Origin of the sequence: Arenimonas fontis (genome assembly GCF_008386465.1) — a bacterium.
Taxonomy (GTDB): Bacteria; Pseudomonadota; Gammaproteobacteria; order Xanthomonadales; family Xanthomonadaceae; genus Arenimonas; species Arenimonas fontis.
On the sequence record NZ_VUOD01000006.1, the window covers coordinates 110,716 to 135,118 of the forward strand.

General features: G+C 70.7%; 20 protein-coding genes, 1 tRNA gene and 1 pseudogene. 5 read left to right on the top strand and 17 right to left on the bottom strand.

Annotated features, from left to right (window positions below; genetic code table 11):
- Nucleotides 1-39: 39 nt before the first annotated feature.
- The 9 genes and pseudogenes from hisIE to F0415_RS09375 all read right to left on the bottom strand — a co-directional run bounded on the left by hisIE (nt 40) and on the right by F0415_RS09375 (nt 7,245).
- Nucleotides 40-648, bottom strand: a complete 609-nt coding sequence (gene hisIE / locus F0415_RS09335) for a bifunctional phosphoribosyl-AMP cyclohydrolase/phosphoribosyl-ATP diphosphatase HisIE (protein WP_149860948.1) — start codon at nt 646-648, stop codon at nt 40-42.
- Nucleotides 638-1,414, bottom strand: a complete 777-nt coding sequence (gene hisF / locus F0415_RS09340) for an imidazole glycerol phosphate synthase subunit HisF (protein WP_149860949.1) — start codon at nt 1,412-1,414, stop codon at nt 638-640. Before hisF ends, hisIE begins: the two co-directional genes overlap by 11 nt.
- The gene (locus F0415_RS09345) at nt 1,408-2,157 is read right to left on the bottom strand and encodes a 1-(5-phosphoribosyl)-5-[(5-phosphoribosylamino)methylideneamino]imidazole-4-carboxamide isomerase (protein ID WP_149860950.1); all 750 of its coding nucleotides are present in this window, start codon (nt 2,155-2,157) and stop codon (nt 1,408-1,410) included. The genes hisF and F0415_RS09345 overlap by 7 nt, the downstream gene beginning before the upstream one ends.
- Nucleotides 2,154-2,750, bottom strand: a complete 597-nt coding sequence (hisH, locus tag F0415_RS09350; protein WP_149860951.1) for an imidazole glycerol phosphate synthase subunit HisH — start codon at nt 2,748-2,750, stop codon at nt 2,154-2,156. The genes F0415_RS09345 and hisH overlap by 4 nt, the downstream gene beginning before the upstream one ends.
- Nucleotides 2,747-3,835, bottom strand: a complete 1,089-nt coding sequence (hisB, locus tag F0415_RS09355) for a bifunctional histidinol-phosphatase/imidazoleglycerol-phosphate dehydratase HisB (RefSeq protein WP_149860952.1) — start codon at nt 3,833-3,835, stop codon at nt 2,747-2,749. The genes hisH and hisB overlap by 4 nt, the downstream gene beginning before the upstream one ends.
- Nucleotides 3,832-4,911, bottom strand: coding sequence for a histidinol-phosphate transaminase (hisC, locus tag F0415_RS09360; RefSeq protein WP_149860953.1), 1,080 nt, complete (start codon nt 4,909-4,911; stop codon nt 3,832-3,834). Before hisC ends, hisB begins: the two co-directional genes overlap by 4 nt.
- Nucleotides 4,908-6,206 carry a histidinol dehydrogenase gene (hisD, locus tag F0415_RS09365; RefSeq protein ID WP_149860954.1) on the bottom strand — a complete coding sequence of 433 codons (1,299 nt, stop codon included), beginning with the start codon at nt 6,204-6,206 and terminating at the stop codon, nt 4,908-4,910. Before hisD ends, hisC begins: the two co-directional genes overlap by 4 nt.
- A 29-nt stretch (nt 6,207-6,235) precedes the next feature.
- Nucleotides 6,236-6,886 (bottom strand): annotated as a pseudogene (gene hisG, locus F0415_RS09370) (ATP phosphoribosyltransferase); the annotation flags it as partial.
- Between the two features lie 32 nt (nt 6,887-6,918).
- Entirely contained in the window at nt 6,919-7,245 is a 327-nt protein-coding gene (locus F0415_RS09375) for a YerC/YecD family TrpR-related protein (RefSeq protein ID WP_149860956.1), read from the bottom strand.
- Nucleotides 7,246-7,362: 117 nt separating this feature from the next.
- Between F0415_RS09375 and F0415_RS09380 the strand changes: the two genes are divergently transcribed.
- Nucleotides 7,363-9,192 (top strand): sensor domain-containing diguanylate cyclase, encoded by a 1,830-nt coding sequence (locus tag F0415_RS09380; RefSeq protein ID WP_149860957.1) that lies wholly within the window; start codon nt 7,363-7,365, stop codon nt 9,190-9,192.
- 15 nt (nt 9,193-9,207) lie between these two features.
- Here the strand turns inward: F0415_RS09380 and F0415_RS09385 are convergent, their stop codons facing one another.
- Nucleotides 9,208-11,106 (bottom strand): HAL/PAL/TAL family ammonia-lyase, encoded by a 1,899-nt coding sequence (locus F0415_RS09385; protein WP_149860958.1) that lies wholly within the window; start codon nt 11,104-11,106, stop codon nt 9,208-9,210.
- Between the two features lie 2 nt (nt 11,107-11,108).
- On the bottom strand, nt 11,109-12,488 hold the full coding sequence (gene hisS, locus F0415_RS09390; protein ID WP_149860959.1) for a histidine--tRNA ligase: 1,380 nt from the start codon (nt 12,486-12,488) through the stop codon (nt 11,109-11,111).
- Nucleotides 12,489-12,621: 133 nt separating this feature from the next.
- Here hisS and F0415_RS09395 point away from each other — a divergent pair.
- The 4 genes from F0415_RS09395 to F0415_RS09410 all read left to right on the top strand — a co-directional run bounded on the left by F0415_RS09395 (nt 12,622) and on the right by F0415_RS09410 (nt 17,611).
- Nucleotides 12,622-12,698, top strand: a tRNA-Pro gene (locus tag F0415_RS09395).
- 136 nt (nt 12,699-12,834) lie between these two features.
- Complete coding sequence (locus tag F0415_RS09400) at nt 12,835-15,615, top strand: DUF2339 domain-containing protein (protein WP_149860960.1); 2,781 nt, start codon at nt 12,835-12,837, stop codon at nt 15,613-15,615.
- Nucleotides 15,615-16,949: a DUF3999 family protein gene (locus F0415_RS09405; RefSeq protein WP_149860961.1), complete on the top strand. Its 1,335-nt coding sequence runs from the start codon at nt 15,615-15,617 to the stop codon at nt 16,947-16,949. Before F0415_RS09400 ends, F0415_RS09405 begins: the two co-directional genes overlap by 1 nt.
- A 35-nt stretch (nt 16,950-16,984) precedes the next feature.
- Nucleotides 16,985-17,611 carry an Nmad2 family putative nucleotide modification protein gene (locus tag F0415_RS09410; RefSeq protein WP_149860962.1) on the top strand — a complete coding sequence of 209 codons (627 nt, stop codon included), beginning with the start codon at nt 16,985-16,987 and terminating at the stop codon, nt 17,609-17,611.
- Nucleotides 17,612-17,827: 216 nt separating this feature from the next.
- Here F0415_RS09410 and argH read toward each other — a convergent pair whose 3' ends face one another.
- The 6 genes from argH to F0415_RS09440 form a co-directional block, all read right to left on the bottom strand.
- The gene (gene argH / locus F0415_RS09415; protein WP_149860963.1) at nt 17,828-19,120 is read right to left on the bottom strand and encodes an argininosuccinate lyase; all 1,293 of its coding nucleotides are present in this window, start codon (nt 19,118-19,120) and stop codon (nt 17,828-17,830) included.
- The gene (gene argC, locus F0415_RS09420) at nt 19,117-20,067 is read right to left on the bottom strand and encodes an N-acetyl-gamma-glutamyl-phosphate reductase (RefSeq protein ID WP_149860964.1); all 951 of its coding nucleotides are present in this window, start codon (nt 20,065-20,067) and stop codon (nt 19,117-19,119) included. Before argC ends, argH begins: the two co-directional genes overlap by 4 nt.
- On the bottom strand, nt 20,064-20,669 hold the full coding sequence (locus F0415_RS09425) for a GNAT family N-acetyltransferase (protein WP_149860965.1): 606 nt from the start codon (nt 20,667-20,669) through the stop codon (nt 20,064-20,066). Before F0415_RS09425 ends, argC begins: the two co-directional genes overlap by 4 nt.
- 3 nt (nt 20,670-20,672) lie before the next feature.
- Nucleotides 20,673-21,980, bottom strand: coding sequence for an acetylglutamate kinase (locus F0415_RS09430; RefSeq protein WP_149860966.1), 1,308 nt, complete (start codon nt 21,978-21,980; stop codon nt 20,673-20,675).
- A gap of 2 nt (nt 21,981-21,982) precedes the next feature.
- Nucleotides 21,983-23,068, bottom strand: coding sequence for an acetylornithine deacetylase (locus F0415_RS09435; RefSeq protein WP_149860967.1), 1,086 nt, complete (start codon nt 23,066-23,068; stop codon nt 21,983-21,985).
- Nucleotides 23,069-23,138: 70 nt separating this feature from the next.
- Complete coding sequence (locus F0415_RS09440) at nt 23,139-24,335, bottom strand: argininosuccinate synthase (RefSeq protein WP_149860968.1); 1,197 nt, start codon at nt 24,333-24,335, stop codon at nt 23,139-23,141.
- Nucleotides 24,336-24,403: the final 68 nt, after the last annotated feature.

Here is a 24,403-nt window from a genome sequence, read left to right on the forward strand (position 1 = left end):
CCCCGGCGAGAAGGACCGCGACGATGATGCCACGCCGGCTCACGCGGCCGCGTGCCGGCGCCGCAGTTCCGCCCGCACCGCCTCCCAGTCCAGCCCGCGCGAACGCAGCAACACCAGCAGGTGGAACAGCAGGTCGGCGGCTTCGCCGCACAAGGCATTGTCGTCCTGGGCCACCGCCGCCAGGGCCGTTTCCACGCCCTCCTCGCCCACCTTCTGGGCGATGCGACGCGGGCTGCCGGCGAACAGCCGGCTGGTGTAGCTGCCGGCCGGACGCTCGCGCTCGCGTTGCGCCACCAGGGCATCGAGCTCGGCCAGGAAATCACCTGGTGCGCCAGGGAAGCAACTGCTTCGGCCAAGATGGCAAGTCGGTCCGCGCGGGCGCGCCCGCACCAGCAGGGTGTCGCCGTCGCAGTCCGGCTCGAGCCCGACCAGCTCCAGCACGTTCCCGCTGCTTTCGCCCTTCATCCACAGGCGCTGGCGGCTGCGGCTGAAGAAGGTGACCCGACCGGCGTCGAGCGTGGCCCGCAAGGCGGCGCGATCCATCCAGCCAAGCATGAGCACGCGCAGGCTGTCGGCATCCTGCACCACGACCGGCAACAGCCCGCCGGCCTTGTCCCAGGCCAGGGCATCGAAGGCGTCAGGCGACATCGCGCACCTCGATGCCCTGGGCGCGTAGCGCGCGCTTGAGCGCCGGAATGCACAAGGCGCCGCTGTGGAAGACGCTGGCGGCCAGGGCCGCGTCCACGTCGGCCTGACGGAAGGCGGCGGCGAAATGCCCGGCCTTGCCGGCACCGCCGGAAGCCACCAGCGGCACTCCGCACACCGCCCGCGCCGCCGCCAGCTGCTCGATGTCGTAGCCGCCGCGCACGCCGTCGGCGCCCATGCAGTTGAGCACGATCTCGCCAGCGCCCAGCCGCTGCGCTTCCCGCAACCAGTCCAGGGTGCGGCGCGGCAGCGCCCGGGTCCGGCCCGGATCGCCGGTGTAGGCGCGCACCCGCCATTCGCCGTCGGGCTCGCGCAGGCTGTCCACGCCGACCACCACGCACTGCCGGCCGAAGGCCTCGGCCAGCTCGGCGATCAGCTCCGGCCGCTCCAGCGCCGGCGTGTTCACCGACACCTTGTCGGCGCCGGCATGCAGCACCGCCCTGGCCTGTTCGACGCTGCGGATGCCACCAGCCACGCAGAACGGGATGTCCAGCAGGCGCGCCACGCGCTCCACCCAGGCCAGGTCCACGGCCCGGCCCTCCGGGCTTGCGCTGATGTCGTAGAACACGAGCTCGTCGGCGCCCTCGTCGCGGTAGCGCAGGGCCAGATCCTCGATCGCGCCCATCACCACGTGGTCGCGGAAACGCACGCCCTTGACCACCCGGCCCTCGCGCACGTCCAGGCAGGGGATGATGCGACGGCTCAGCACGACGCGGCCTCCGTCGCCAGGGCATCGGCCAGCTCCAGACAGCCGTCCAGCAAGGCCTTGCCTAGCACCGCGCCGGCGCAGCCGGCCGCGCGCACCGCTTCCAGGTCGGCGCCGTCCCGGATCCCGCCGGAGGCCTGCAGGCGCAGGCCCGGCAAAGCCGCCGCCAGTTCGCGGTAGAGCGCCAGGCTGGGCCCGGAGAGCATGCCGTCACGGGCGATGTCGGTGACCAGGACGTGGCGCAACCCCTCCCGGGCGAGCCGGGTCGCCAGGCTGGCGAGATCGGCGCCGGAGTCTTCGGTCCAACCCCGTATCGGCAGGCGCCAGCTGCCCTGCCCGTCCCGGCGGGCGTCCAGGGCGACGGTGACGCGTTCGGGACCGAAACGCGCCAGCCAGCCGGCGACCCGCTCCGGCTGCCGCACCGCCAGCGAGCCCAGCACCACCCGGTCGGCGCCCGCCCCGAGCAGGATGCCGATGTCGGCCTCGCGACGCAGGCCGCCGCCGGTCTGCACACTCAGACCGGTTCTGGCCTTGATGCGCGCCAACAGGGGGCCGAGGGTGTAACCGCCGACGCGCGCCGCGTCCAGGTCCACCAGGTGCAGCCAGCGGGCGCCGGCCTCGGCATAGCGGCAAGCCAGCGCCAGCGGGTCGTCACCGTAGCGCGTTTCCCGGGCGTAATCGCCCTGGCGCAGTCGCACCACGCGGCCGGCCCGGACGTCAATGGCGGGATAGACGGTGAAATTCATGCGCCAAGCTCCAGGAAGTTGGCCAGCAGGCGCCGGCCTGCGGCGGCCGAGCGCTCGGGATGAAACTGCGCGCCCATGACCGGGCCACGCTCGACCACGGCGGCGAAGGGACCGCCGTGGTCGCAGGCGGCGACGCAATCCGGGCCGATCGGCGCCGCGTAGCCGTGCACGAAATAGGCCCATTCGCCCTCGCCGATGCCGGCCAGCAGGACCGAATCGCGCAGCCGGCGCAGCCGGTTCCAGCCCATGTGCGGCACCCGCAGGCCAGGCGCCGGCCGCAGCGCCGACACCCGCCCAGGCAGCCTGCCCAGACAGGCGGTATCGCCCTCTTCCGAAGCCTCGAACAACAGCTGCATGCCCAGGCAAATGCCCAGCAGGGGCCGGTCGAAGGCGCGCAGCACCTCGACCAGCCCGAGCGAATGCAGCCGCGCCATCGCCGGTCCGGCCGCACCCACGCCGGGCAGGACCAGCCGCGGCGCGGCCCGGATCTCGACCGGGTCGGCGCTCACCCGCGCCTCCACGCCGAGGCGTTGCAGCGCATAGCACACCGAGCCCAGGTTGGCGCCGCCGGCGTCCACCACCACCAGGCTCACAGCGCCCCCTTGGTACTGGGCAAGCCGGTGCCTTCGCGCCGCAAGGCCTGGCGCAGGGCGCGCGCCACCGCCTTGAAACAGGCTTCGACCATGTGGTGGGTGTTCTCGCCGCGCACGCGCAGGTGCAGGTTCATGCCCGCGCCTTCGCAAAGCGAGCGGAAGAAATGCGGCACCAGCTCGGTGGCCAGGCCGCCCACTTCGGCGCGCGGGAACCGGCCCTCGAAGACGAAGCAGGGCCTGCCGGACAGATCCAGCGCCGCCCCGGCCAGGCTCTCGTCCATGGGCAGGGTGATTGCGCCGGCGAAACCGTCCTCACCGTAGCGGTCGAGGCCACGCTTGTCGCCCAGGGCTTGGCGCAGGGCCTGGCCCAGAGCCAAGGCGCTGTCCTCGACGGTATGGTGTTCGTCCACGTGCAGATCGCCGTCGCAGCGCAGGCGCAGGGTGAAGCCGCCGTGTTTGCCCACCTGTTCGAGCATGTGATCGAAGAAACCCAGACCGGTGGCGATCTCGGGCTCCGCGGCGCGATCCAGGTCCAGCGCCACCCACACCCGGGTCTCGCGAGTGACGCGCTCGACCTGCGCCTGCCGCGGACCGGCCAGCAGGGCGGCGGCCACGCTCGCCCAGGTTTCGCCGCCTTGCCCCAGACGGAAACCACGACAACCGAGGTTGGCCGCCAGTTGCAGGTCGGTTTCGCGGTCGCCGACCACGGCCGAGCCGGCCAGGTCAAGGCTGCGGTCGCGCAGATAGTGCAGCAGCATGCCGACCCCAGGCTTGCGGGTGCTCCTGCCCTCGCTTTCCAGGCTTTCGTCGATCAGGATCTCGCGGAACGCGATGCCCTGCGATTCCAGCAACTGCAGCAGTAGGGCCTGCGGGCCCTCGAAGGCCTCGCGCGGGAAACGGTCGCTGCCCAACCCGTCCTGGTTGCTGACCATCACGAACTGCCAGCCGGCATCGCGCAGGGCCAGCAGGGCCGGGATCATGCCCTCGACGAAGCGCAGCTTGGCGAAGCTATCCACCTGGCAGTCGGCCGGCTCCTCGATCAGGGTGCCGTCGCGATCCACGAACAGGATGCGTTGCCCGCTCATGCCGGCCTCCCCACCCGCAAGGCGGCGAGCACGAGATCGTTTTCCTCCGGGCGGCCGATGCTGATGCGCAGGGCGTCGCCCAAGCCTGGCGTGGCGCGCATGTCGCGCACCACCACGGCGGCAGCGCGCAGGCGGCGCAGCGCCTCGCCGGCATCGGCAAAACGCACGAGCAGGAAATTGCCCTGCGAGGGATACACCCTTCGCACCTCCGGCAGGGCCGCCAGTTCCCGGTACAGGCGCTCGCGTTCGGCGCGCACGCTGGCGACCCGTTCGCGGGTGCGCGACAAGGCCGCCTCCGACAGCGCCGACAGCGCCAACTGCACGCTGGGCGATGGCAACGGATAAGGCGCTTGGCAGTTGCGCAGCAAGGCCACCAGCGCCGGGTCGGCCAACAGGCAGCCGATGCGTGCCGCCGCCAGGCCATGCGCTTTGGACAGGGTCCGCAGGATGGCCAGATTGGACTGCCCGACAAGCGCGTCGGCCAGGGAAGGCGAGTCCGCGTACTCGACGTAAGCCTCGTCCAGCACCACCAGACTGTAGCCGGCCAGCCGGCGCGCCAGGGCCAGCACCTCGTCGCGCGCCAGCGATTGCCCGGTCGGGTTGCCGGGCGAACACAGGAATACCAGCCGGGCCTTCCGGCTGACGGCGGCCTCGGCCACCGCGTCGCTTTCGAGAGCGAAGCCGGCGCCGCGGTCCCGCAAAGGCACCTCGACCAAGGCTGCGCCCTGCAGGCGCGCACTGACCGCGTACATGCCGAAGACCGGTGGCGTCACCAGCACTGCATCCCGTCCGGGCCGGCACAGCAACCTCACCAGCAGGTCGATGGCCTCGTCGCTGCCGCGACCGATCAGCACCCGTTCCGGCGCCACCCCGTACAGCGCCGCCAGCCTTTCGCGCAGCGCGTCCGGCTGCGGATCCGGGTAGCGGTGCAGGTCGAGGCCGGGGTCGGCGGCGTTCGGCCAGGGGCTCTCGTTGGCATTCAGCCACACACGGCCCTCGCCACCCTCGCGCCGCGCCGAGGCATAACCGGCGAATTCGCGCAGATCCTCGCGCACCAGCGACAGCACGCCGCTCATGCCGCATCCTCCAGCCGGCGCAACACCGACCGCGCGTGCGCTTCCAGGCCCTCAGCCCGGGCAAGGGTGACGGCGCAAGGCCCGATCGCCGCCAGGCCGACAGGAGTGACCTCCTGATAGCTGATCGCGGTCTGGAAGCTGGCCACGCTCACCCCGCTCCAGGCGCGGGCGGCGCCGCCGGTGGGCAACACATGGTTGGTGCCGGAACAGTAGTCGCCCAGTCCCTCGGGCGCGTAATCGCCGAGGAAGACCGAGCCGGCGCAGCGCACCCTTTCCAGCCAGGCCCGCGGCTCCCGCAGGGCCAGGATCAGATGCTCGGGCGCGTAGTCGTTGCTCAGGGCGAAGGCATCCTCCAGACGCGCGACCCTGATCAAGCGGGCATGCGCCAGGGCCCGGCGGGCAACATCGGCCCGCGGCAAGGTCCGCAACTGCCGCTCCAGTTCGGCTGCCACCGTCTCGAGCAAGTCCGCCCGATCGGTCACCAGCAGCACCTGCGAATCCGGCCCGTGCTCCGCCTGCGACAACAGGTCGGCGGCGAGATAGGCCGGATCGGCGCCGGCGTCGGCGATCACCAGTACTTCCGAGGGTCCGGCCGGCATGTCCATGGCCGGCCCGCCCGGCAGGGCCGCCGCATGCCGCTTGGCGGCGGTCACGTAGCGGTTGCCGGGGCCGAACAGCTTGTCGCAACGGGGCACGCTTTCGGTGCCCAGGGCCATGGCGGCGATCGCCTGCGCCCCGCCCAGGACGAACACCCGGCGGATACCGCACATCGCCGCGGCCACCAGCACGGCCGGGTCGGCGCGGCCGTCAGCGCGCGGCGGCGTGCAAAGCACCACCTCCTCGCAACCCGCCAGCTCGGCCGGCACGCCCAGCATCAACGCGGTCGAGGGAAGGGGCGCGCTGCCGGCCGGCACATACAGGCCAACCCGGCGGATCGGCCGCATCATCCGGCCACAGGACACGCCGGGCGCGGTTTCCAGCTCGAAGCCGCGCGGCGCGCCGGCGGCATGCCAGGCGCGCAGGCGCTCGCGGGCCTCGCCCAGCGCTTGGCGCAGCGTCGGAGCGACCTGAAGCCCGGCCATCTCGAAATCCACCGGGCCCAGCGCCAGCCGATCCGGCAGCACGCCATCCAGCCTGGCGGTCAGCGCCAGCAGGGCCGCGTCTCCTTCGGCAGCCACCTGTCCGAAGATGCCGCGCACCACCGCCTCCACCCCGTCCTGCTGCCCGGCCAGGGGCCGGGCCAGGCAGGCCGCGCGCTCCGCCTCGTCCATCCGCTCCCAGTCGTAGCGCTTCATGCCGGCACCCGTTCGCGCGACGTGGCCGCCAGACGCCGCAGCAACATCGCCGCCAGGCCGTCGCGGGCATCGCCGAACGGCCGCGCCGGTGCCGCCAGCACCGCCTGACTGGACAGCACCCGCTCGACTTCACGCAGACGGTTGGCGGCCAGCGTCGCGCCGGTGGACACCAGATCGCAGATGGCGTCCGCCGTGCCCAGGCGCGGGGCGATCTCCACCGAACCGGAAAGTTTCACCGCTCGGGCAACGATGCCGCGCTCCCGAAGCCATCGCTCGAGCAGGCGCGGATAACTGGTGGCGATGCGCAGACCCTGCAGGCGCGAAGGCCCGGGCCAGTCCCAGTCCGCCGGTACCGCCAGCGACAGCCGGCAGCGGCCGAAGCCGAGCTCGCGCAGGCTGCGGAACGGCCCCGGTCCGATACCGTCCATGCGTTCCAGGGCCTGCTCCTCCAGCACGTTGCGGCCGACCACGCCGAGGTCGGCCACGCCTTCGGCGATCAGGCCCGGGATGTCGTCGTCTCGAACCAGCAGCAGGTCCACCGGCAGATCCCGGCCGGGCTGGAAAAGCTGGTCGCCATCGTCGCCGAACCGCAGGCCGGCGCCTGCGAGCAGCTGGCGGCTGGGACCGGACAGGCGTCCGGATTTCTGGATGGCAATGCGCAGGCGGTCGCGCGTCCTCATGACGCCCTCCGTGACGGGAATGTGGGGAATGGTCAGTGGTGCGAGCGGGGATGGGCGCGATGGCCCAGGCGCTCGGCAACCAGGCGATAGCCGCCCGCGCCCATCTCCAGGCAACGGGCGACGCGGCCGATGGTGGTGACGCTGACCCCGGTGCGCTCATGGATTTCGCGATAGGGCAGGTCGGCCGCCAACAAGGGCACCACCCGCCAGCGATCGGCCAGGGCCTCGAGCTCGGCGGGCGTGCACAGGTCGTCGAGGAACGCACGCGCCTCCTCCGGCGTGCGCAGGCTGAGCAGCGCCTCGATCAGGGCATCGAGGGCCGAGAGGCCGGCATCGGGGACGGGGTCACGACGTTTCACGGCGGCTAATGTACTAGCGCATTAATACATTTGCAAGCCTGCCGGCTTTTCCCCGCGGACCGGGCCTAATACAGTGCGCAGGAGGGGCTGAAAACAGTGCGAAACGGGGGAAACGGCGTGTTCTGGAAGGGCGGACTCCTGAGCCTGCTGCTGCTAGCCCTGGCCCTGGCGGCGCTCCCCGCCCGCGCCGACGGCACCCTGGTGCTGGATGGCAGCCGCCAGAGGGTTCCTCTTGCGCCGCACCTGGGCTACCGGGTGGACCCGGACGGACGGGCCGATGCCGCCGTCATGTTCGAGCAGGCCCGCTACGGCGGTTTCGCGCCCCTGCCCCACGGTGACGCCACCTTCGGCTTCACCGAAGGCGCCCATTGGTTCCACGCCGAACTGTTCAACCAGAACGCCCGCGAACAGCGCTGGCTGCTGGTGCTGCACTACCCGCTGCTGGACAACGTGGACTTCTACCTGCGCTACCCGGACGGCCACGTCGAGCACATGGCCTCGGGTGATGCCCTGCCGTTCTCGGCCCGGGCCATCCGCTACCGGCACCCGAACTTCTGGGTGGACCTGCCGCAGCGCAGCCGGGTGGAACTGCTGGTGCGGGTCAGCACGCGCAGCTCCATGCAGGTACCGCTGAGCCTGTATACGCCTACGGCCTTCGCCGAAATGGAGCGCGACTCGCAGTTCGGCATCGGCCTGTTCTACGGCATCCTGCTGGCGCTGTTCTTCTACAACCTGGTGCTATGGCTGTCACTGCGCGACCGCACCCACCTCTGGTACACCCTGCACGTGGCCGGCTTCGGACTGGTGATCTTCTGCCTCAACGGTCTGGCCTTCGAATACCTGTGGCCGAATTCGCCATGGCTGGCCAACCAGGCCATTCCGTTGTCCATGGCGCTGTCGCAGATCACCATGCACCAGTTCTGCCGCGAGTTTCTCGAGCTCAGGCAACGGCAGCCGCTCGGCGACCGGCTGACGCTGGCCTTCATCGGCTTCTTCGTCCTGGCCGGCATCGCGTCGTTTTTCCTGCCCTACCGCGAGGTGGTGCGGCCCCTGACCCTGGCGGTGTTCCCCGGCGCGGCGCTGATCGTGCTGCTCGCCGTCAACGCCATCCGGCGCGGCTACGCCCCAGCCCGGATCTTCCTGATGGCCTGGGCCTTCCTGTTGCTGGGCATCGCGCTTTACGCCAGCGTGTCCTTCGGCCTGCTGCCCAAGACCTTCGTCACCGAGTACGCGATCCAGATCGGATCGGCGCTGGAGATGATCCTGCTGTCGTTCGCCCTCGCCTACCGCTATGCGCGCCTGCGTGGCGAGAACGAGCGGCTGGTGCGCGAACACAACGAACAGCTCGAGCGACATGTGGCCCGCCGCACCTCCGAGCTGAGCACGGCCCTGGAGCAGTTGGCGGAAGCCAACCAGCGCCTGCGCGAGTCCAACCGCCATGACGCCTTGACCGGCCTGCTCAACCGCCGGCGTTTCCGCGAAGTGTTCGAGCACCAGTTGCAGCAGGCCGAGGAGGCGCGCCGGCCTCTGGGCGTATTGCTGATGGACATGGACCATTTCAAGGACATCAACGACCGCCACGGCCACCTGGCCGGCGACGAATGCCTGCGCTGGCTAGGACGTTGCCTGCAGGACAGTCTGGCCGGGCACGGCGCGATCATGGCCCGGTTCGGCGGCGAGGAGTTCGTGGTGGTGCTGCCCGACGTCGAAGGCCAGCGCCTACTGCAACTGGCCGAACAGCTGCGCGCGCGCATCAATGACCAGCCGGTGCATCATGACGGCGAGGAGATCCGCCTGAGCGCGAGCATCGGCGCGTTCGTGCTGCGCCCAGGCAGCGGCCTCGGCGTGGATGGCGCCCTGCAACGCGCCGACGATGCCCTGTACGCCGCCAAGGACCGCGGCCGCAACTGCGTGCATCTGGCCGAAGACCTGCACCCCCTGCCCTGAGCGGATCGGCGCCGGTCAGATCCGGGTGGAGCGGGCGGCCTGCAGCACCCTGCCTTCGCGCACCATCCGCACCACGGCGACGACGTCGGCGTCCATGGCGCGGTCACGCGGCATGAACGCGATCTCCTCGCGAATGGCCTGCCAGGCCGCCCGCACCGCTTCACCCGGCTGGAACTCCGGCGATCGCGCCAGCTCCTGCCGCAGCGCCTCGACCTCGGCCAGGAAGGCCTCGCGCCCGGGCATTCCGGGAGCCGGTCCGCCCGAAATCTTGGCGGCCAGCGTCTCGGCATCGCCGGCGCGGGCCAGGCGACGGGCGGCATTGATCATGTCGCGCCGGTAATCGAGCGCCTGGGCGGCGGTGTACAGCTCCAATGCCAACACCCGCGCCAGATCCTCCACCATCTCCAGCACATGCCGCCCCTCGTTGGCGCCCATGGATACATGGTCCTCGGCATTGGCGCTGGTCGGCACCGAATACACGCTGGCCGGATGGGCGCGGCTGGCCAGATCGTTCACCAAAGCGGCGGCAGTGTACTGCACGATCATGAAGCCGCTCTCGGTACCGTCCTCGTTGCCAATCAGGAAAGGCGGCAGGCCGTCGTTGGTGGCCGGGTCCAGAAGCTTGTTGAGCCGGCGCTCGGAGATCGAGGCCAGCACCGGGATCGCCGCCTTCAGGTAGCTGAGCGCCAGCGCCAGCGGCATGCCGTGGAAGTGGCCGGCCGAAACCACCTGCTGCTCGAGCTCGCCGACGCCTTCCAGATCCGGGAACAGCAAGGGGTTGTCGGTGACCGCGTTGAGTTCGATATCCACCACCCGCTTGGCCTGCTCGACCGCATCGCGCACGGCGCCATGCACCTGCGGCGCACAGCGCAGCGAATAGCTGTCCTGCGGCTGGTGCTTCTTGCCGCCGCGGAAGGGCCTGAACCGCTGGTAGAAGCGTTCGCGACCGTGGCGCTGGTTCAGCGGCACCCAATCCCAGCCGATGTCGAAACCCAGGGCCTGCTGCTCGGGGTCGCTCCAGCTGTCCGGCTGCCAGGGCCGGAACGTCGGCACCAGGTGGTAGGCGATGCCGGCCAGGCTGGAGCCGCGCAGCAGCGCCAGGATGTGCGCGGCCGAACGGGTCTGGCCGGGATGCGGCCGCAGCGCATGCACCTGTGGTTGGAAGGCGCCCAGGCGGCCGGCAAAGGCGTCCAGGCTCATGGCCAGGGCAAGGTCGGCGGTGTCCAGCAGTTCGTCCAGGACCTCGATGGCCAGCACCGCAGTCGCGAGCATCTGCGCCGTGCCGTTGTTCAGGGCCAGGCCTTCCTTGTGCGACAGCCGCACCGGCTCGAGGCCGGCGCGGGCCAGGGCCTCGGCGCCGGGCAGGCGCTCCCCCTGGTAGAAAGCCTCGCCGCCGCCCAGCAGGACGATGGCCAGATGCGACAGCGGCGCCAGGTCGCCGCTGGCGCCGACCGAGCCCTTGCTCGGCACCACCGGCACCACACCGGCGTTGAGCATGGCCACCAGCGCCTCCAGCACCTCGACCCGGATGCCCGAGTGGCCCCTCATCAGCGTGTTGATGCGAATGCCGAGCATGGCCCGCACCACCGTGGCCGGAAAGGGTTCGCCCACGCAGACGGCATGGGTGACGATCAGGTTGTGCTGCAGCTCTTCCAGCAGGCCATTGGCCGAAGACCGGGCGCCTGGCAGGCCCTCGCGGGCGCGTCGCGCGCCCAGCAGCTTGTCGGCATTGCTGCCAAAGCCGGTGGAAACGCCATAGATCGGCTCCTGGCGCTTGACCTGGTCGGCGAGGAAGTCCGCCGCACGCCGCACCGCCGGCAACTGGGCCGGGTCCAGGGCCACCGGCGCACCGTGGGCGATCTCCACCACCTGGGCGCGGGTCAGGCTGCGGCCGTCGAGCAGGATGGGACGCATGCTCAGCCCTCCCCCGCCAGGCGCGCGCGCAGATGGGCGGCCAGGCCGGCGCGCGGGACTTCCGCCTGCTGCTGGCTGCGGAGGTCCTTGACCGCGACCACAGCGCGCGCGGCCTCGTCCTCGCCGCTGAGCACCATGAAGCGGATGCCGGCCTTGTCGGCGTACTGGAACTGCCTGGCCAGCTTCTTCGCCTCCATCTGCACCTCGGTGTTGATGCCGGCGCCGCGCAGCTCGCCGGCGATGGCCAGGGAGTCGGCCAGGCGCGACTCGTCCATCAGCCCGACCAGAACCTGCACGCTGCTTTCGGCGGCGCCGATCAGGCCGGCCTCGCGCAGCTGCCAGAACAATCGGGTGGCGCCGATGGAAATGCCCACGCCCGGCAGTTTCGACTTGCTGTAGTGGCTGGCCAGGTTGTCGTAGCGGCCGCCGGAGCAGACCGAGCCGATCTGCGGGTGCTCGTCCAGCACGGTCTCGTAGACGGTGCCGGTGTAGTAGTCCAGGCCGCGGGCGATGCTGAAGTTCACCGCGTAGTCACCGTCCGGCAGGCCCTGGGCGCGCAGCAAGGCCACCACCTCGGCCAGCTCGGCGGCGCCGGTGACCAGCGACTCGTTGCCGGCCGCCTCGCCCTCGGCACGCAGCGCCGACAGGCGGGCGATGGCCTCGTCGTGGCCGCTGGAACGGAAGCCGACGAAATCCATGACCCGGTCCACGACCTCGCCGGACAGGCCGAAGTCGGGGCCGGCCAGGGTGGCGCGCACCGCCTCGGCGCCGCGCTTGTCCAGCTTGTCGATCTCGCGCAGCACCAGGGCCTGGCGCTCGCCTTCGGCAATGCCCTGGGCCTCGAAGAAGCCGCGCAGCAGCTTTCGGTTGTTCAGCTGGATGGTGAAACCGCCGACGCCCAGCTCGGTGAACACCGCGTGGATCACCGCCGGCATCTCGGCGTCGTGACGCAGGTGCAGGCTGTCCTTGCCGATCACGTCGATGTCGCACTGGTAGAACTCGCGGAAACGGCCGCGCTGGGCCCGCTCGCCACGATAGACGCGCTGGATCTGGTAACGCCGGAACGGGAAGGCCAGCGCGTGTTCGTGCTCGGCCACGTAGCGGGCCAGGGGCACGGTCAGGTCGAAACGCAGGGCCAGCTCCGGCATGCCCTCGCCGGCCTTCTCCAGGGCGCCGGTGGACTGGACGAAATACACCTGTCGCTCGGTTTCGCCGCCGGACTTGGTCAACAGCACCTCGGACAGCTCGAACACCGGCGTTTCCACCGGCAGGAAGCCGAAGCGCTCGTAGTTGCGGCGGATCACGTCCAGCATGCGCTGGAAGGCGATCTGGTCACGGGGCAGCAGCTCCATGACCCCGGGCGGGGTGCGGGGCTTGATCAAGGCGCGTAACTCCGTTGCGGAACCGGCGCATTCTAGCGGCAGGCACGGCTCGGGACGTCGGCACGCTCGGTGAAGGCTGTCGCGGACTTGCCGAGGCCCTGCCCGGGCGCCTAGAATGCGCGGCTCGATCCCTCGGGGTGTAGCTCAGCCTGGTAGAGCGCTACGTTCGGGACGTAGAAGTCGCAGGTTCAAATCCTGTCTCCCCGACCAGTTCAGATGGAAGGCCCGGGAAACGGCCGTTTCCCGGGCCTTTCTGCTTTCCGCCCCGGTCATCGCCCGGACCGGACCTTGGCCGGCCCACCCCGTCCCCGCATACACTCTGCCCGGACAAGCCAAGGGGAGTGGCATGGCCTGGATTCTGGGGATACTCGGAGCATTCTTCGGCTGGCTGGCGATGGCCGCCGACGAGGAAGTATTCGGCCTTTTCGGCGGCGCCCTGGCCGGCGCCCTGCTGGGCCTGGCAATCCGGCAGTACAGCCGCCTGCGCACGGTGGAAGCGCGGCTTGCGCGGCTCGAGGGACGCGCCGCCGCGACCGCAGCGCAGGCCACCCACGCAGGCGTGTCGCCGCGCCCAGCCGAGGCCGCGCCGGCCGGCACCAGCCCCATGCCGGCCGGGACGCCCGCGGCTACGGTGCCCGTCACGCCAGCTGCCGCCACCCCGGTTGCCCCCACCACGCCCGCCACCGGGGCAAGGCCACCGACGATGCCGGCCTCGCCAGCCCCCGGTGCCAGCCCGGCGCCGCCGCCCTACCCGACAGGTGCCCCGGCCGCCGCCAGCCACCCGGCCACGCCGCGGCCCCCGACCGGGCCGAGCGCGCTGGACCGCCTCACCGCCCTGGTCCGCAACTGGCTGTTCGAAGGCAACGTGCCGGTGAAGATCGGCGTGCTGGTGCTGATGTTCGGCGTCGCCAGCGGGCTCAAGTACGCCGCCGACGCCGGCTGGCTGGTCGTGCCGATCGAACTGCGCCTGGCCGGCATCGCCGCCGCCGCCATCGCCGGCCTGGTCTGGGGCCTGCGCAGTGCGCCGCAGCGGCCGGCCTTCGGCCTCAGCCTGCAGGGCGGCGCCATCGGCGTGCTGCTGCTGGTGGTGTTCGCCGCCTTCCGCTACTACGGCGTGATCGGCGCCGGTCCGGCTTTCGCCATCGTGCTCGTGCTGGTGGCCGGCGCCAGCGTGCTGGCGGTGCGGCAGAACGCGGTGGCCCTGGCGGTGCTGGGTTTCATCGGTGGCTACCTGGCGCCGGTGCTGATCTCCACCGGCGGCGGCAACCACATCGCCCTGTTTTCCTACTATGCGCTGCTGAACGCGGCGGTATTCGGCATCGCCTGGTTCCGGCCGTGGCGGGCGCTGAACCTGGTCGGTTTCGTCTTCACCTTCGTGATCGGCACGCTCTGGGGCGCGACGTACTACCGGCCGGAGCTGTTCGCCACGGTCGAGCCCTTCCTGGTGCTGTTCTTCCTGTTCTACGTCGCCATCCCGGTGCTGTACGCCCTGGCCGGGCGCGAGGCCAACGGCAAGGTGGACGGCACCCTGCTGTTCGGCACGCCGCTGGTGGCCTTTCCGCTGCAGGTGGCGCTGCTGGACGGTGAACGCATGCCGCTGGCGGTCAGCGCGGTGGCTGTGGCCGTGGTCTACGCCCTGCTCGGCACCTGGGCGGTGCGCAATCCACGCCTGCGCACGCTGGCGCAGAGCGCCGCCGCCCTGGGCGTGGTCTTCGCCACCCTGGCCATTCCGCTGGCGCTGGAGGCGCGCTGGACCTCGGCGGCCTGGGCGCTGCAGGGCCTGGGCATGGTCTGGCTGGGCCTGCGCCAGCAGCGCCCCCTGACCCGCTGGGCCGGCCTGGCGCTACAGGGTTTGGCGGCCTGCGCCTGGCTGGTCAGCCTGTTGGACCGCCACCCCGACATCGGCGACCGCCTGCTCGTCAACGGCCATGCCCTGAACCTGCTGCTGCTTTCGCTGGCCGCCTTCGGTTCCGGCTGGCTGCACGACCGGGCCGGCCGGTTCCGCGTGCTGCCCATCCTGCTCTTCATCGGCGGCCTGTTCTGGTGGAGCCTGCTGGGCCTGCGCGAGATCCTCGTGAACCTGGATCCCGACAGCATCGCCACCGCCTTCGGCGGTTTCGCCGCGATCACCGCCGTGCTGGCTGCGTTGCTGCGCCGGCCGATGGCCTGGCCGCGCCTGGGCTGGGCGCTGGCGCTGGCCTGCCTGCTGCTGCCGTTGCTGGCGCTCGCCGCGCTGGAGAGCGGCTCATGGCGTTGGCTGGGCGTGCCGGCGCACTGGTTCGGCGGCGAGGAGCGGCTGTGGTGGCTGTGGATCGCCGCCGGCCTGGCCTCGACCCGCGCCCTGCTGCAGCCGCGCTCGCGCCTGCTGCCGGCGGCGCACATCGCCGTGCTGCTGGCGCTGATGTTCGGCGCCGGCCTCAGCCTGGCGCGCTGGGCCGAATACCGCTTCGGCCTGGGCACCGGCTGGTGGCTGCCGCTGGCATTGGCGCCGGGCGCGGCGCTGGCCGCGCTGGCGGCGCTGCGGCCGAACATCGGCGGCTGGCCGGTGGCGGCGGAATTCCCGGCCTGGCGCACGGTGTGGCTGGGCATCCTCGCCGGCCTGCTGGGCCTGGGCTGGCTGGTCGGCCTGCTCGATCGCGGCGACAGCGATCCGCTGCCCTGGCTGCCGCTGTTCAACCCTCTGGAGCTGATGCTGCTGGCCGGGCTGATGGCGGCGCTGGTGGCGCTGCGCCGACTGTCGCTGCCACGCGGCATCCCCGGCCTGCTGTGGGGTCCGCTGGCGACGCTGCTGCTGAGCGTGCTGGCCCTGCGCGCCTGCCACCAACTGGCCGACCTGCCCTGGCTGCCGCGGCTGCTGGGCGAGCGCCTGGCGCAGGCGGCGCTGACCATCGGCTGGTGCCTGGCCGGCGTCAGTGCCTGGGTGATCGGCTCGCGTCGCCAGCTGCGGCCGGTCTGGTGGCTGGGCGCCGGCCTGCTGGTGCTGGTGCTGATCAAGCTGCTGGCGGTGGATCGCCTGTTCCTGGGCAACCTGACCGGCATCGCCTCCTTCCTGGCCGTCGGCCTGCTGCTGGTGATCGTCGGCAGGCTGGCTCCCACTCCGCCCCGTTCCTCCGAGGAAACGACCTGATGCGCCCTCTCCTTGCCTGCCTCGCCCTCGCCCTGGCTGCGCCCACCGCGGCGCAGACGACCGACGACTTTGCCTGGCAATGGCCCATCCAGGCCGACGACCAGGCGCCAGCGCACCTGCTGGTGCTGGATGCCGAAGTGCTGCAGTACGTGCAGCGCGCCGACCTCGGCGACCTGGCGGTGTTCAACGCCGACGGCAAGCCGGTGCCCTTTGCCCACCTGCCGCCGCAGGGCCAGGACTTCGAGTTGCGCGATCCGGTTCCCTGGCTGCGTGTGCCGCTGCCCGAGCCCGGCCAGGGGGAGGACCTGAGCCTGCGCCTGGAGCGCGACGCCGAAGGCCGCCTGCGCGGCCTGGAGCTGCAGGCCAGCGGGCAGCAGACCGCGCCAGCCGGCCGCCACGACCTGCTGCTGGACCGCGGCGAGGACCCGGAGGCCGCCTCCACGCTGCACGTGCAACTGGGTCATGAGGCCCGGCTGCCGGTGAACCTGCGCGTGTCCGTCAGCGGCTCCGACGACCTGATCGGCTGGCGCCGCCTGGGCAGCGGCCTGCCGCTGATCGCCCTGGACGACAACGGCCTGCGCGTCGAACGCCTGCGCCTGGACTTCGAGCGCAGCGACGCGCGCTACCTGCGCCTGAGCATCGAAAACGAGGGCGACTGGCCACGGATCGACGGCCTGGAGATCGAGCGCCGCGTGCGCAGCGGCGACGAGCGCCCCTGGCTGAGCCTGGAACTGCAGGGCGAGCCCGTGCCCGGCGAGCCCGGCACCTTCCGTTACGCCGTCCCGGCGCCGGTGCTGGTCGAACGGGTGGACCTGCGCCTGGCCGACGCCAACTCGGTCTCGGCGGTGCAGGTCGGTGCCCGCGAGCCCGGCCAGGCATGGTGGTCCGGCGTCGCCGCCTTCACCGCCTTCCGCCTCGGCCAGGGCGCGAACGAGGTGCGGCACCTGGCACCGGACATCCATGCCCGCCGCGAGCGCGAATGGCAGGTGAGCACGCAACCGGCCCTGGCCAGCGCGCCGACCCTGGTGCTGCAGTACCGGCCCGAGCATTTCGTGCTGCTGGCCCAGGGCCCGGCGCCCTACACCCTGGTCGCCGGCAGCACCCGCGTCGCCCGGCCCGACTACCCGGTGCAGGCCGCCCTGGCCGCCTCCGGCGCCCAGCCGGCGCCGGCCACGCTAGGCACCCGCGGCGAAGCCGGCGGCGAGGCCGCGCTGGCGCCGCGCCGCAGCGAGGACTGGCAGCGCTGGCTGCTGTGGGCGGTGCTGGCCATCGGCGCCGGCCTGGTGCTGTGGATGTCGGCGCGGGTGCTGAAGAACGCCGATAACGGGCATTGACATTGATCCTCGATCCTCGCGTGCCAAAAGGCTGAATGAAGCTCTACACCTACATCGTCACTCACGACACCGGATTCGCGCCCAACCCCTTCGGCGAGTACTGCACCCTGGCCAACTGCACGCCCAACCACATGGGAATCCGCGCGGATGCCGACGACTGGATTTGTGGGTTCTCCGGAAAGGCCGACGGACACAGGCTCGTGTACGCGCTACAGGTGGACGAACGGATTCGTCAGGACGAGTACTTCCGGGATTCGCGCTTCGAGGACAAGAAGCCTGCTGACGATCCCCCTGAGAGACGGTGTGGCGACAACTTCTACGAGCTCCGTGAAGGCAAAGGCTGGAAGCAACACCGGAACCACTACCACAAGGGAGACGAGCACCTGAAGCAGGACACCAGAAGCCCGTACGTCTTCGTCGGGAAACGGTTCTGGTACTTCGGAGCCGAGCGCATCCATCTCCCCGCTGACATCAGGTTGAACGTGGGTGGTCGCGGTGTCCGCCTGTCCCACCGGGAACGATCAGTGGAGAGGTTCGTGCGATGGCTTGAGGGCAACCATAGGCCCGGGCGCCATGGCATGCCCTTGCATTTCGACGCCGGCTGCGGCCAATCCCCCAAGGGGAAGAAACCGAAGCCCCGCTCCAAGCACCCAACCTGCTGAGCCGGGATCTCAGGCTGAACGTCCTGATACCCCGGCACCATCCTGGATGATCTTGTCGGCGAAGTCCGCACTGTCATGAACGTCCTTCAGAACAGCAACCAGCAGCACGCCAAAGGCGTGGGAGGCTTGCTCGATGGAGACTCCGGACTGGCAGGCACAGCCTCACGATCTGGATTGACTAGCCACAGGCAGACCAGTCACAGCAGGGATCCAGACTCATGGGGACAGCGCCGCCATGCGTTCCCGCAGCACCTCCAGCCCCAGCGCCGCGTGCCCGCCGGGCGAAACCCGCGCGTCGAGGCTGGCCTGCGGGTCGGCACCGGCCCTGGGCAGCGGTTCCACCGCCGCCAGGCGATAGGCCTCGCGGAAAGGCAGGCCCTCGCGGGCGAGCTCGATGGCGCGATCGGTGGCGTACATGCCCTCGTCGAAGGCTTGCGCCAGCCGCTCCGGCTTCCACTGCAGGCCCTGCAGCAGGCCCGGCAGCAGGGCCAGCGCGCCCAGGCCGCGGCCGAAGGCATGGAGCAGCGCGCCCTTGCTGTACTGCAGGTCGCGGTGGTAGCCGCTGGGCAGGGACAGCAGCTGCTCCAGCTCGACGCGGGCGGCGGCGATGCTGGCATAGGTGGCGCGCATCAGCTCGACCAGGTCGGGATTGCGCTTGTTCGGCATGATCGAACTGCCGGTGGTGTACTGCGCCGGCAGGCTGACGAAGCCGAACTCGGCGGTGGTGAACAGGCTCAGGTCCCAGGCCAGGCGGCGCAGGTCCAGGGCGGCGGCGCCGAGCGCGTCCACGGCGGCGATCTCGAACTTGCCGCGGCTGAGCTGCGCGTAGATGGGGCTGAGCTGCATGCGGGCGAAGCCCAGCTCCCTGGTGCTGCCCTCGCGGTCCAGCGGCAGGTTGACGCCGTAGCCGGCGGCGGTGCCCAGCGGGTTGGCATCCAGCCAGTCATGGGCCTGGCCGGCGCGCACGGCGTCATCGATGAAGGCCTCGGCATAACCCGCCCACCACATCGCCGTGGAGGACACCACGGCGCGCTGCAGGTGGGTGTAGCCCGGCATCGGCAGAGCCTCCGCCTGCGCCCTGCGCAGACAAAGCGCAGCCAGCTCGCGACAGAGCTCGCGCAGCTCGCCCAGCCTGCGCTTCAACCACAGGCGGGTGGCCACCAGGACCTGGTCGTTGCGGCTGCGGCCGGTGTGGATCTTGCGGCCGACGTCGCCCAGGCGCTCGACCAGGCGCGACTCGATGGCCGAGTGGCCATCCTCGTAGCGGGCATCGAGCACGAAGGCGCCGCCTTCGATATCGGCGGCCAGGGCCTGCAGCTCGCGGCACAGGGCATCGCATTCGTCCCGGGTGAGCAGGCCGATGCGCGCCAGCCCGCGGGCATGCGCCGCCGAGGCGGTGATGTCGTCCAGGATGAACTCCCGGTCCAGCAGCACGTCATCGCCGGCCAGGAAGGCCTGGATGCGCGGATCCACTTCCACGCCGGGCTTCTGCCAGAGCAGCTCGCTCATGTCGCTATCCCCATCGTTTCGGGCAGGCCGAAGGCCAGGTTGAGGTTCTGCAGGGCCTGCGTGGCCGCGCCCTTGAGCAGGTTGTCGAGCGTGGCCACCAGCACCAGGCGGCGCCCGTCCTCCGAAAGCGTGAAACCGCCTAACTCGGCGCCGTTGCGGCCGGCGATGCGGCTGACCCAGGGCGCCTCGTCCAGCACGGCCAGCAGCGGCTCGCCGGCATAGGCATCGCGATAGATGCGCTTCACCTCGCCCAGCGTGAGTGGCTCGGCCAGATGCAGGTTGGCGGTCAGGGTGATGCCGCGGAAGTGCGCCGCCACGTGCGGCATGAACTCCACCGGATGGCCGAGCTGGTGGCCGACCTCGCGTTCGTGCACATGGCCGGCCAGGGCGTAGGGCATCAGGTTGTCGCGCAGCTTCTCCGGATCGTTGCGCTCCGAGGGCGCGGTGCCGGCGCCACTGTAGCCGGACACGCCGAAACACTGCACCGGTCCGGCCAGGCGGCCGAGCATCGGCGCCACGGCCAGTTGCATGGCGGTGGCGTAACAGCCGGGATTGCTGATGCGGCGGGCACCGGCGGCGCGGGCACGGGTCAGCTCCGGCAGGCCGTAATGCCAGGCCGGGTCGAAACGGTAGTCGGCCGAGAGATCCAGAAGCACCGTGTCCGGCGCATGCGCGTCGAAGGCCTGCACGTAGGGCGCGGCCAGGCCATTGGGCAGTCCCAGCACCACCGCGTCGGCGCCTGGCACGGTGGCGGCCGCGGGCTCGGGATTGCCATAGCGCAGCTCGCCGGCATAAGACGGCTCGTGGTCGGCGAGCCGCTGCCCGGCCCGTTCCCGCGAGCCGACGAAGGCCAGCTCGAAACGCGGGTGCCCTGCCAGCAACCGAATCAGCTCGCTGCCGACATGGCCGCGTGCGCCGACCAGGCCCAACCTGATCCTCGCGCTCACGGGGTCATTCCTCCGGCCAGCTTGAAGTCGAGATGCTTGCGCACCGTCGGCCATTCGCTGTCCAGGATCGAATAGACGGCAGTGTCGCGCAGGTCGCCATCGGGCATGCGCATGTTCCGGCGCAGGATACCGTCGAAATGCGCGCCCAGGCGTTCGATCGCCCGCCGCGAACTGTGGTTGAACACGTGCGTGCGCAGTTCCACCACGGCGCAACCCAGCACCTCGAAGGCATGGCCCAGCAGCAGGCGCTTGGCCTCGGTGTTCAGGGCAGTGCGCTGGGCGCGGCGGGCGTACCAGGTGTAGCCCAGCTCGAGCCGCGGCACGTCGCGGTCGATCATGAAGAAGCGGGTGCTGCCGACCACCGCGCCCGCCGCGTCCTTCACCACGAATGGCATGGCGGTGCCGGCAGCCTGGTCGGCCAGGGCTTTGCCGATGTAATCATGCACCGTGTCCGGCGACGGCACCGAGGTGTACCAGAGGCGCCACAGCTCGCCGTCACCCGCCGCCGCCGCCAGGGCATCGGCGTGTTTGGCCTGCAACGGCTCCAGCCGAACGTGCCGACCCACCAGCGTGGGAACCGCCTGCCAGCAATCCCTGTCCATGTTTCAGCCCTTGAGCGTGGCCGGGCGCGCCCGGCAGTGGTCCACGGCGAACATCACCTGGTCCCAGCCGTCCAGGCCGTACCAGAATACGTTCCAGTGTTCGCCCTTGAGGCAGCCGTCGGCCTCGTCGAAATAGAAGTCGTTGACCGGGTTGTCCCGGCGGGCGCGCCAGAACAGGCGGGGGTTCTCCGCCCGCATCACCTGCCAGGCGGCCCGGCCCAGTCCTTCGCCCTGGGCATCCTCGGCCACCGCGAACTTGTCCAGGTGCGGCAGACCGCCTTCCAGGGTCAGGATCAGCGCCGCCCGGTAATGTTCGGAAACGTAGACACGATAGGGCTTGGTCTTCTCGAAGTAATCCGCTGCCAGGCGGCGGCCGAACCCCGATTCCACCAGCGCCTTGAGCCTCTTGAGGTCGAGCCTGCGCCAGGACGTGACCCGGCGCACCCGCTCGCCGCGCCGCACCAGGGTGCCGGACCCACGGTGGGTGAACAGCTCCTTGGCCAGCTGATCCGGTCGGGTGATGGACACCGAACTGGCCGGCGGCAACTGCATCAGCAGGTCGTGGATCTGCTGGATCTTCAGCTTCATGCCCGAGTGCAACCAGGGCTGGGCCATCAGGCCTTCGTAGTCGGTGCTGAGGTTGATCGAATCGATCACCCTGCCCTCGCCGTCCAGCAGGCCGCCGGTGCCGGTGAGGAAGACGATCTTGTAGGGACGCAGGGTCTTGACCAGCTCGTTGGCGGCCCAGTCGGCATTGACGTTGAGGATCTGGCCGCCGCTGGTCTCGCCCAGCGAGGCGATCACCGGGATGGAACCGACCTTGATGGCGGCCTGGATGGGCGCCGTGTGCACGCGTTCGACCTTGCCGACCAGGCCATACTTGCGCCGGCCCAGCAGGCCACACTCGAACACGCCGCCGGTAACCGAGGTGGCGCGCACGCCCTGGGCCTGCAGGGCCTCGACCAGGCGCAGGTTCTCGCCCTGCATCACCTTGCGCACCACGGCCAGGCCGGCCGGGTCGGTGTAGCGCAGACCGCCCACGGTCTTCTTGCCGATACCTGCCCTGGCCATTTCCTCATCCAGCTGCGGGCCGGCTCCATGGATGACGATCGGGGTCAGGCCGACCTGCTGCAGGAAGGCCAGCGAGCTGACCAGGGCCTCCAGTTCGTCGCGCAGAATGGCGCCGCCCACCTTGACCACGGCGAAGCGCGCCGCGTCCAGCTGCGAGAAGCGCTTGAGGTACTGCTGGATCTCCTTGGCGCTGGCCATGTTGGAGAGCAGGCGGACAATGGTGCTGCGGGTATCGGACATGGTCAGGCGCTGAGCAGGCGATGGACGGTGGCGGCGTAGCCGGCGAGCTGGTCGAGCGCGACCCACTCGTCGGCGGCATGGGCCTGGGCGATGTCGCCGGGACCGTAGACCAGAGCGGTCAGTCCGGCGGCGGAAAAAAGCGAGGCCTCGGTCCAGAAATCAACCGCGTTGCCGATGGGCAGGCCGAGCTCGTCGGCCAGGTCGCGGGCGGCCAGGCGCCGACCTTCGGCGCCGGCGATGTCGCCGGCCGGCAGCGGCGGACCGCGGAAGGTTTCCTCGTAGACGTCCAGCGCACCGGCCTCGGCCAGGTCGCGGAAACTTGCGTGCAAGCCGTCCATGTCCATCGAGGGTAGCGGCCGGAAGCCGAAACGCAGTTCGCACTCCGGCGCGATCATGTTGCCCTTGATGCCACCATGGACGCGGCCGATGTTGAAGCGTAGGCCGGTCAGGCCGCCGAAGCGGGCGTGGCCCTGGGCCGCGGCGAAGTCCAGGGCCTTCGTGCCCCAGCGCATGGCCTGGTGCACGGCGCTCTGCTCCAGCGCGTCGGCGGCGGAGGCGTGCCCGGCCCGGCCGCGGAAACGCATGCGCACCGAGCTGATGCCACGATGGGCCAGCACCGCCTGGCCGCCGGTCGGCTCGGCCACCACCGCTTCCGTGAAGCCATGGTCGCTGGCCAGGAAGGCGGCGATGCAACGGGCGTCGTTGCCTTCCTCGTCGGTGCTGAACAGGAAGGCGGCGTCGCCGGTACTGGCGTTCGCGGCAGCCAACAGGCCGGCAGCGGCGCCCTTGATGTCGCAGGCGCCCAGGCCGATGGCGCGGTCGCCGGTGACACGCAGGCGGTACGGGTCGGCCGTCCACGCCGGCGAGTCCGGCACCGTGTCCAGATGCACGTTGAACAGCCGCGCTGGCGCACCCCGCACCGCCAGCAGCGAAACCGCGCCGGCGCCGTGGTCGGTCAAGGTGATATGGAAGCCCGGAAGCTGCGCGCGCAGATAGTCGAAAATGCCATCGGTGCCGATGGCACGGGGCGGGTTGCGGGTATCGAAGCCCACCAGGGCTTCCAGGTGTCCGAGTACGTCCTGCAGCATCATGGCATCCGCTTCATGGAAGCTTTGTCGGGACCGCCGGTATTGGCTCCGCGGTCATGTCCGCTCCGGTTCATCGGCGATTGACCTCTGCCCAGAGCGTGCTGCTCATGCCGAACAGGCGGATGAAGCCCTCGGCCTCCTCCACGCCCCAATCGGCCGACTGGGCGTAGGTGGCACCCCTGGCATTGAGGATATGCGGCGAGCGCACCGCCACCGCATCCACGCGGCCACCAGCGGTCTCCAGCACCACCTCGCCGTTGACGCAGGCCTGGCTGCTCTTCAGGAAGGCCTCCAGGTCAAACTTGAGCGGGTCGTTGTAGAAGCCCTCGTAGACCAGCTCCACCCACTTGCGCGCCACTTCCGGCTTGAAACGGTTCTGAGCCTTGCTCAGCACCGCCTCTTCCAGGGCGCGGTGCGCGGTCAGCAGGGCGGTCAGGCCCGGCGCCTCGAAGATGATGCGGCCCTTGAGGCCGATGGTGGTGTCGCCGGTGTAGAGGCCGCGCCCGACCCCATACTCGGCGAACAGCGTGTTGAGCTTCGCCAGCAGCTGCGCGCCCGGCAGCGTCTCGCCGTCCAGCGACACCGCCTCGCCATTGCGGAAACCCAGGGTGACACGAAGCGGCTGCGCCGGCCATTCCGCCCGCGGCTTGCACCAGGCGCGGGCGCCCTCGCCCGGTGCTTCCCAGCGATCGATCTCGGCGCCGGACAGGGTGACGCCCAGCAGGTTCTCGTTGATGGTGTACTGTTTCTGCCTGGCGCGAACGGAGAAGCCGCGCTCTTCCAGGTAGGCCTGCTCGTAGGCGCGGGTTTGGCTGTGCTGCTTCTGGATCTCGCGTATCGGCGCCACGATCCGGTAGTCACCGGCCGCCTTGACCGCCAGATCGAAGCGCACCTGGTCATTGCCCATGCCGGTGCAGCCGTGGGCGATGGCGCGGGTGCCCAGTTCGGCGGCGCGCTTCAGGGCAGCGTCCACGATCAGGTAGCGGTCCGACACCAGCAGCGGGTACTGGCCCTGGTAGCTCTCGCCGGCCATGACGAAGGGCTTGACGAAACCCTCCCACAGCACCGGTCCGCCGTCGACGGTGACGTGGCTGGCGGCGCCCAGTTCGGCCGCCCGTGCCTCGATGTAGGCGCGCTCCTCCGCGTCCACGCCCCCGGTATCGGCGAACACCGTGTGCACGTCCCAGCCGCGCTCACGAAGCCAGGGAATGCAGAAGCTGGTGTCGAGGCCGCCGGAGAAAGCGAGGACGATGGACTTGTCGGACATGTTCGTTTCCTTGTGGGACTTTCCCCTCACTGCGGGAGAGGAGTCGGGAAGAGGGTTGGGAGTCCGGG

What these genes read in the sequence shown, in the direction of transcription:
- hisIE (WP_149860948.1), bottom strand. Translation starts at nt 648, where the DNA reads ATGTCGCCTGACGCCTTCGATGCCCTGGCCTGGGACAAGGCCGGCGGG.
- F0415_RS09345 (WP_149860950.1), bottom strand. Translation starts at nt 2,157, where the DNA reads ATGAATTTCACCGTCTATCCCGCCATTGACGTCCGGGCCGGCCGCGTG.
- hisB (WP_149860952.1), bottom strand. Translation starts at nt 3,835, where the DNA reads ATGAGCGGGCAACGCATCCTGTTCGTGGATCGCGACGGCACCCTGATC.
- hisC (WP_149860953.1), bottom strand. Translation starts at nt 4,911, where the DNA reads ATGAGCGGCGTGCTGTCGCTGGTGCGCGAGGATCTGCGCGAATTCGCC.
- hisD (WP_149860954.1), bottom strand. Translation starts at nt 6,206, where the DNA reads ATGAAGCGCTACGACTGGGAGCGGATGGACGAGGCGGAGCGCGCGGCC.
- F0415_RS09385 (WP_149860958.1), bottom strand. Translation starts at nt 11,106, where the DNA reads ATGCGTCCCATCCTGCTCGACGGCCGCAGCCTGACCCGCGCCCAGGTG.
- F0415_RS09400 (WP_149860960.1), top strand. Translation starts at nt 12,835, where the DNA reads ATGGCCTGGATTCTGGGGATACTCGGAGCATTCTTCGGCTGGCTGGCG.
- F0415_RS09405 (WP_149860961.1), top strand. Translation starts at nt 15,615, where the DNA reads ATGCGCCCTCTCCTTGCCTGCCTCGCCCTCGCCCTGGCTGCGCCCACC.
- F0415_RS09410 (WP_149860962.1), top strand. Translation starts at nt 16,985, where the DNA reads ATGAAGCTCTACACCTACATCGTCACTCACGACACCGGATTCGCGCCC.
- argH (WP_149860963.1), bottom strand. Translation starts at nt 19,120, where the DNA reads ATGAGCGAGCTGCTCTGGCAGAAGCCCGGCGTGGAAGTGGATCCGCGC.
- F0415_RS09425 (WP_149860965.1), bottom strand. Translation starts at nt 20,669, where the DNA reads ATGGACAGGGATTGCTGGCAGGCGGTTCCCACGCTGGTGGGTCGGCAC.
- F0415_RS09430 (WP_149860966.1), bottom strand. Translation starts at nt 21,980, where the DNA reads ATGTCCGATACCCGCAGCACCATTGTCCGCCTGCTCTCCAACATGGCC.
- F0415_RS09435 (WP_149860967.1), bottom strand. Translation starts at nt 23,068, where the DNA reads ATGCTGCAGGACGTACTCGGACACCTGGAAGCCCTGGTGGGCTTCGAT.
- F0415_RS09440 (WP_149860968.1), bottom strand. Translation starts at nt 24,335, where the DNA reads ATGTCCGACAAGTCCATCGTCCTCGCTTTCTCCGGCGGCCTCGACACC.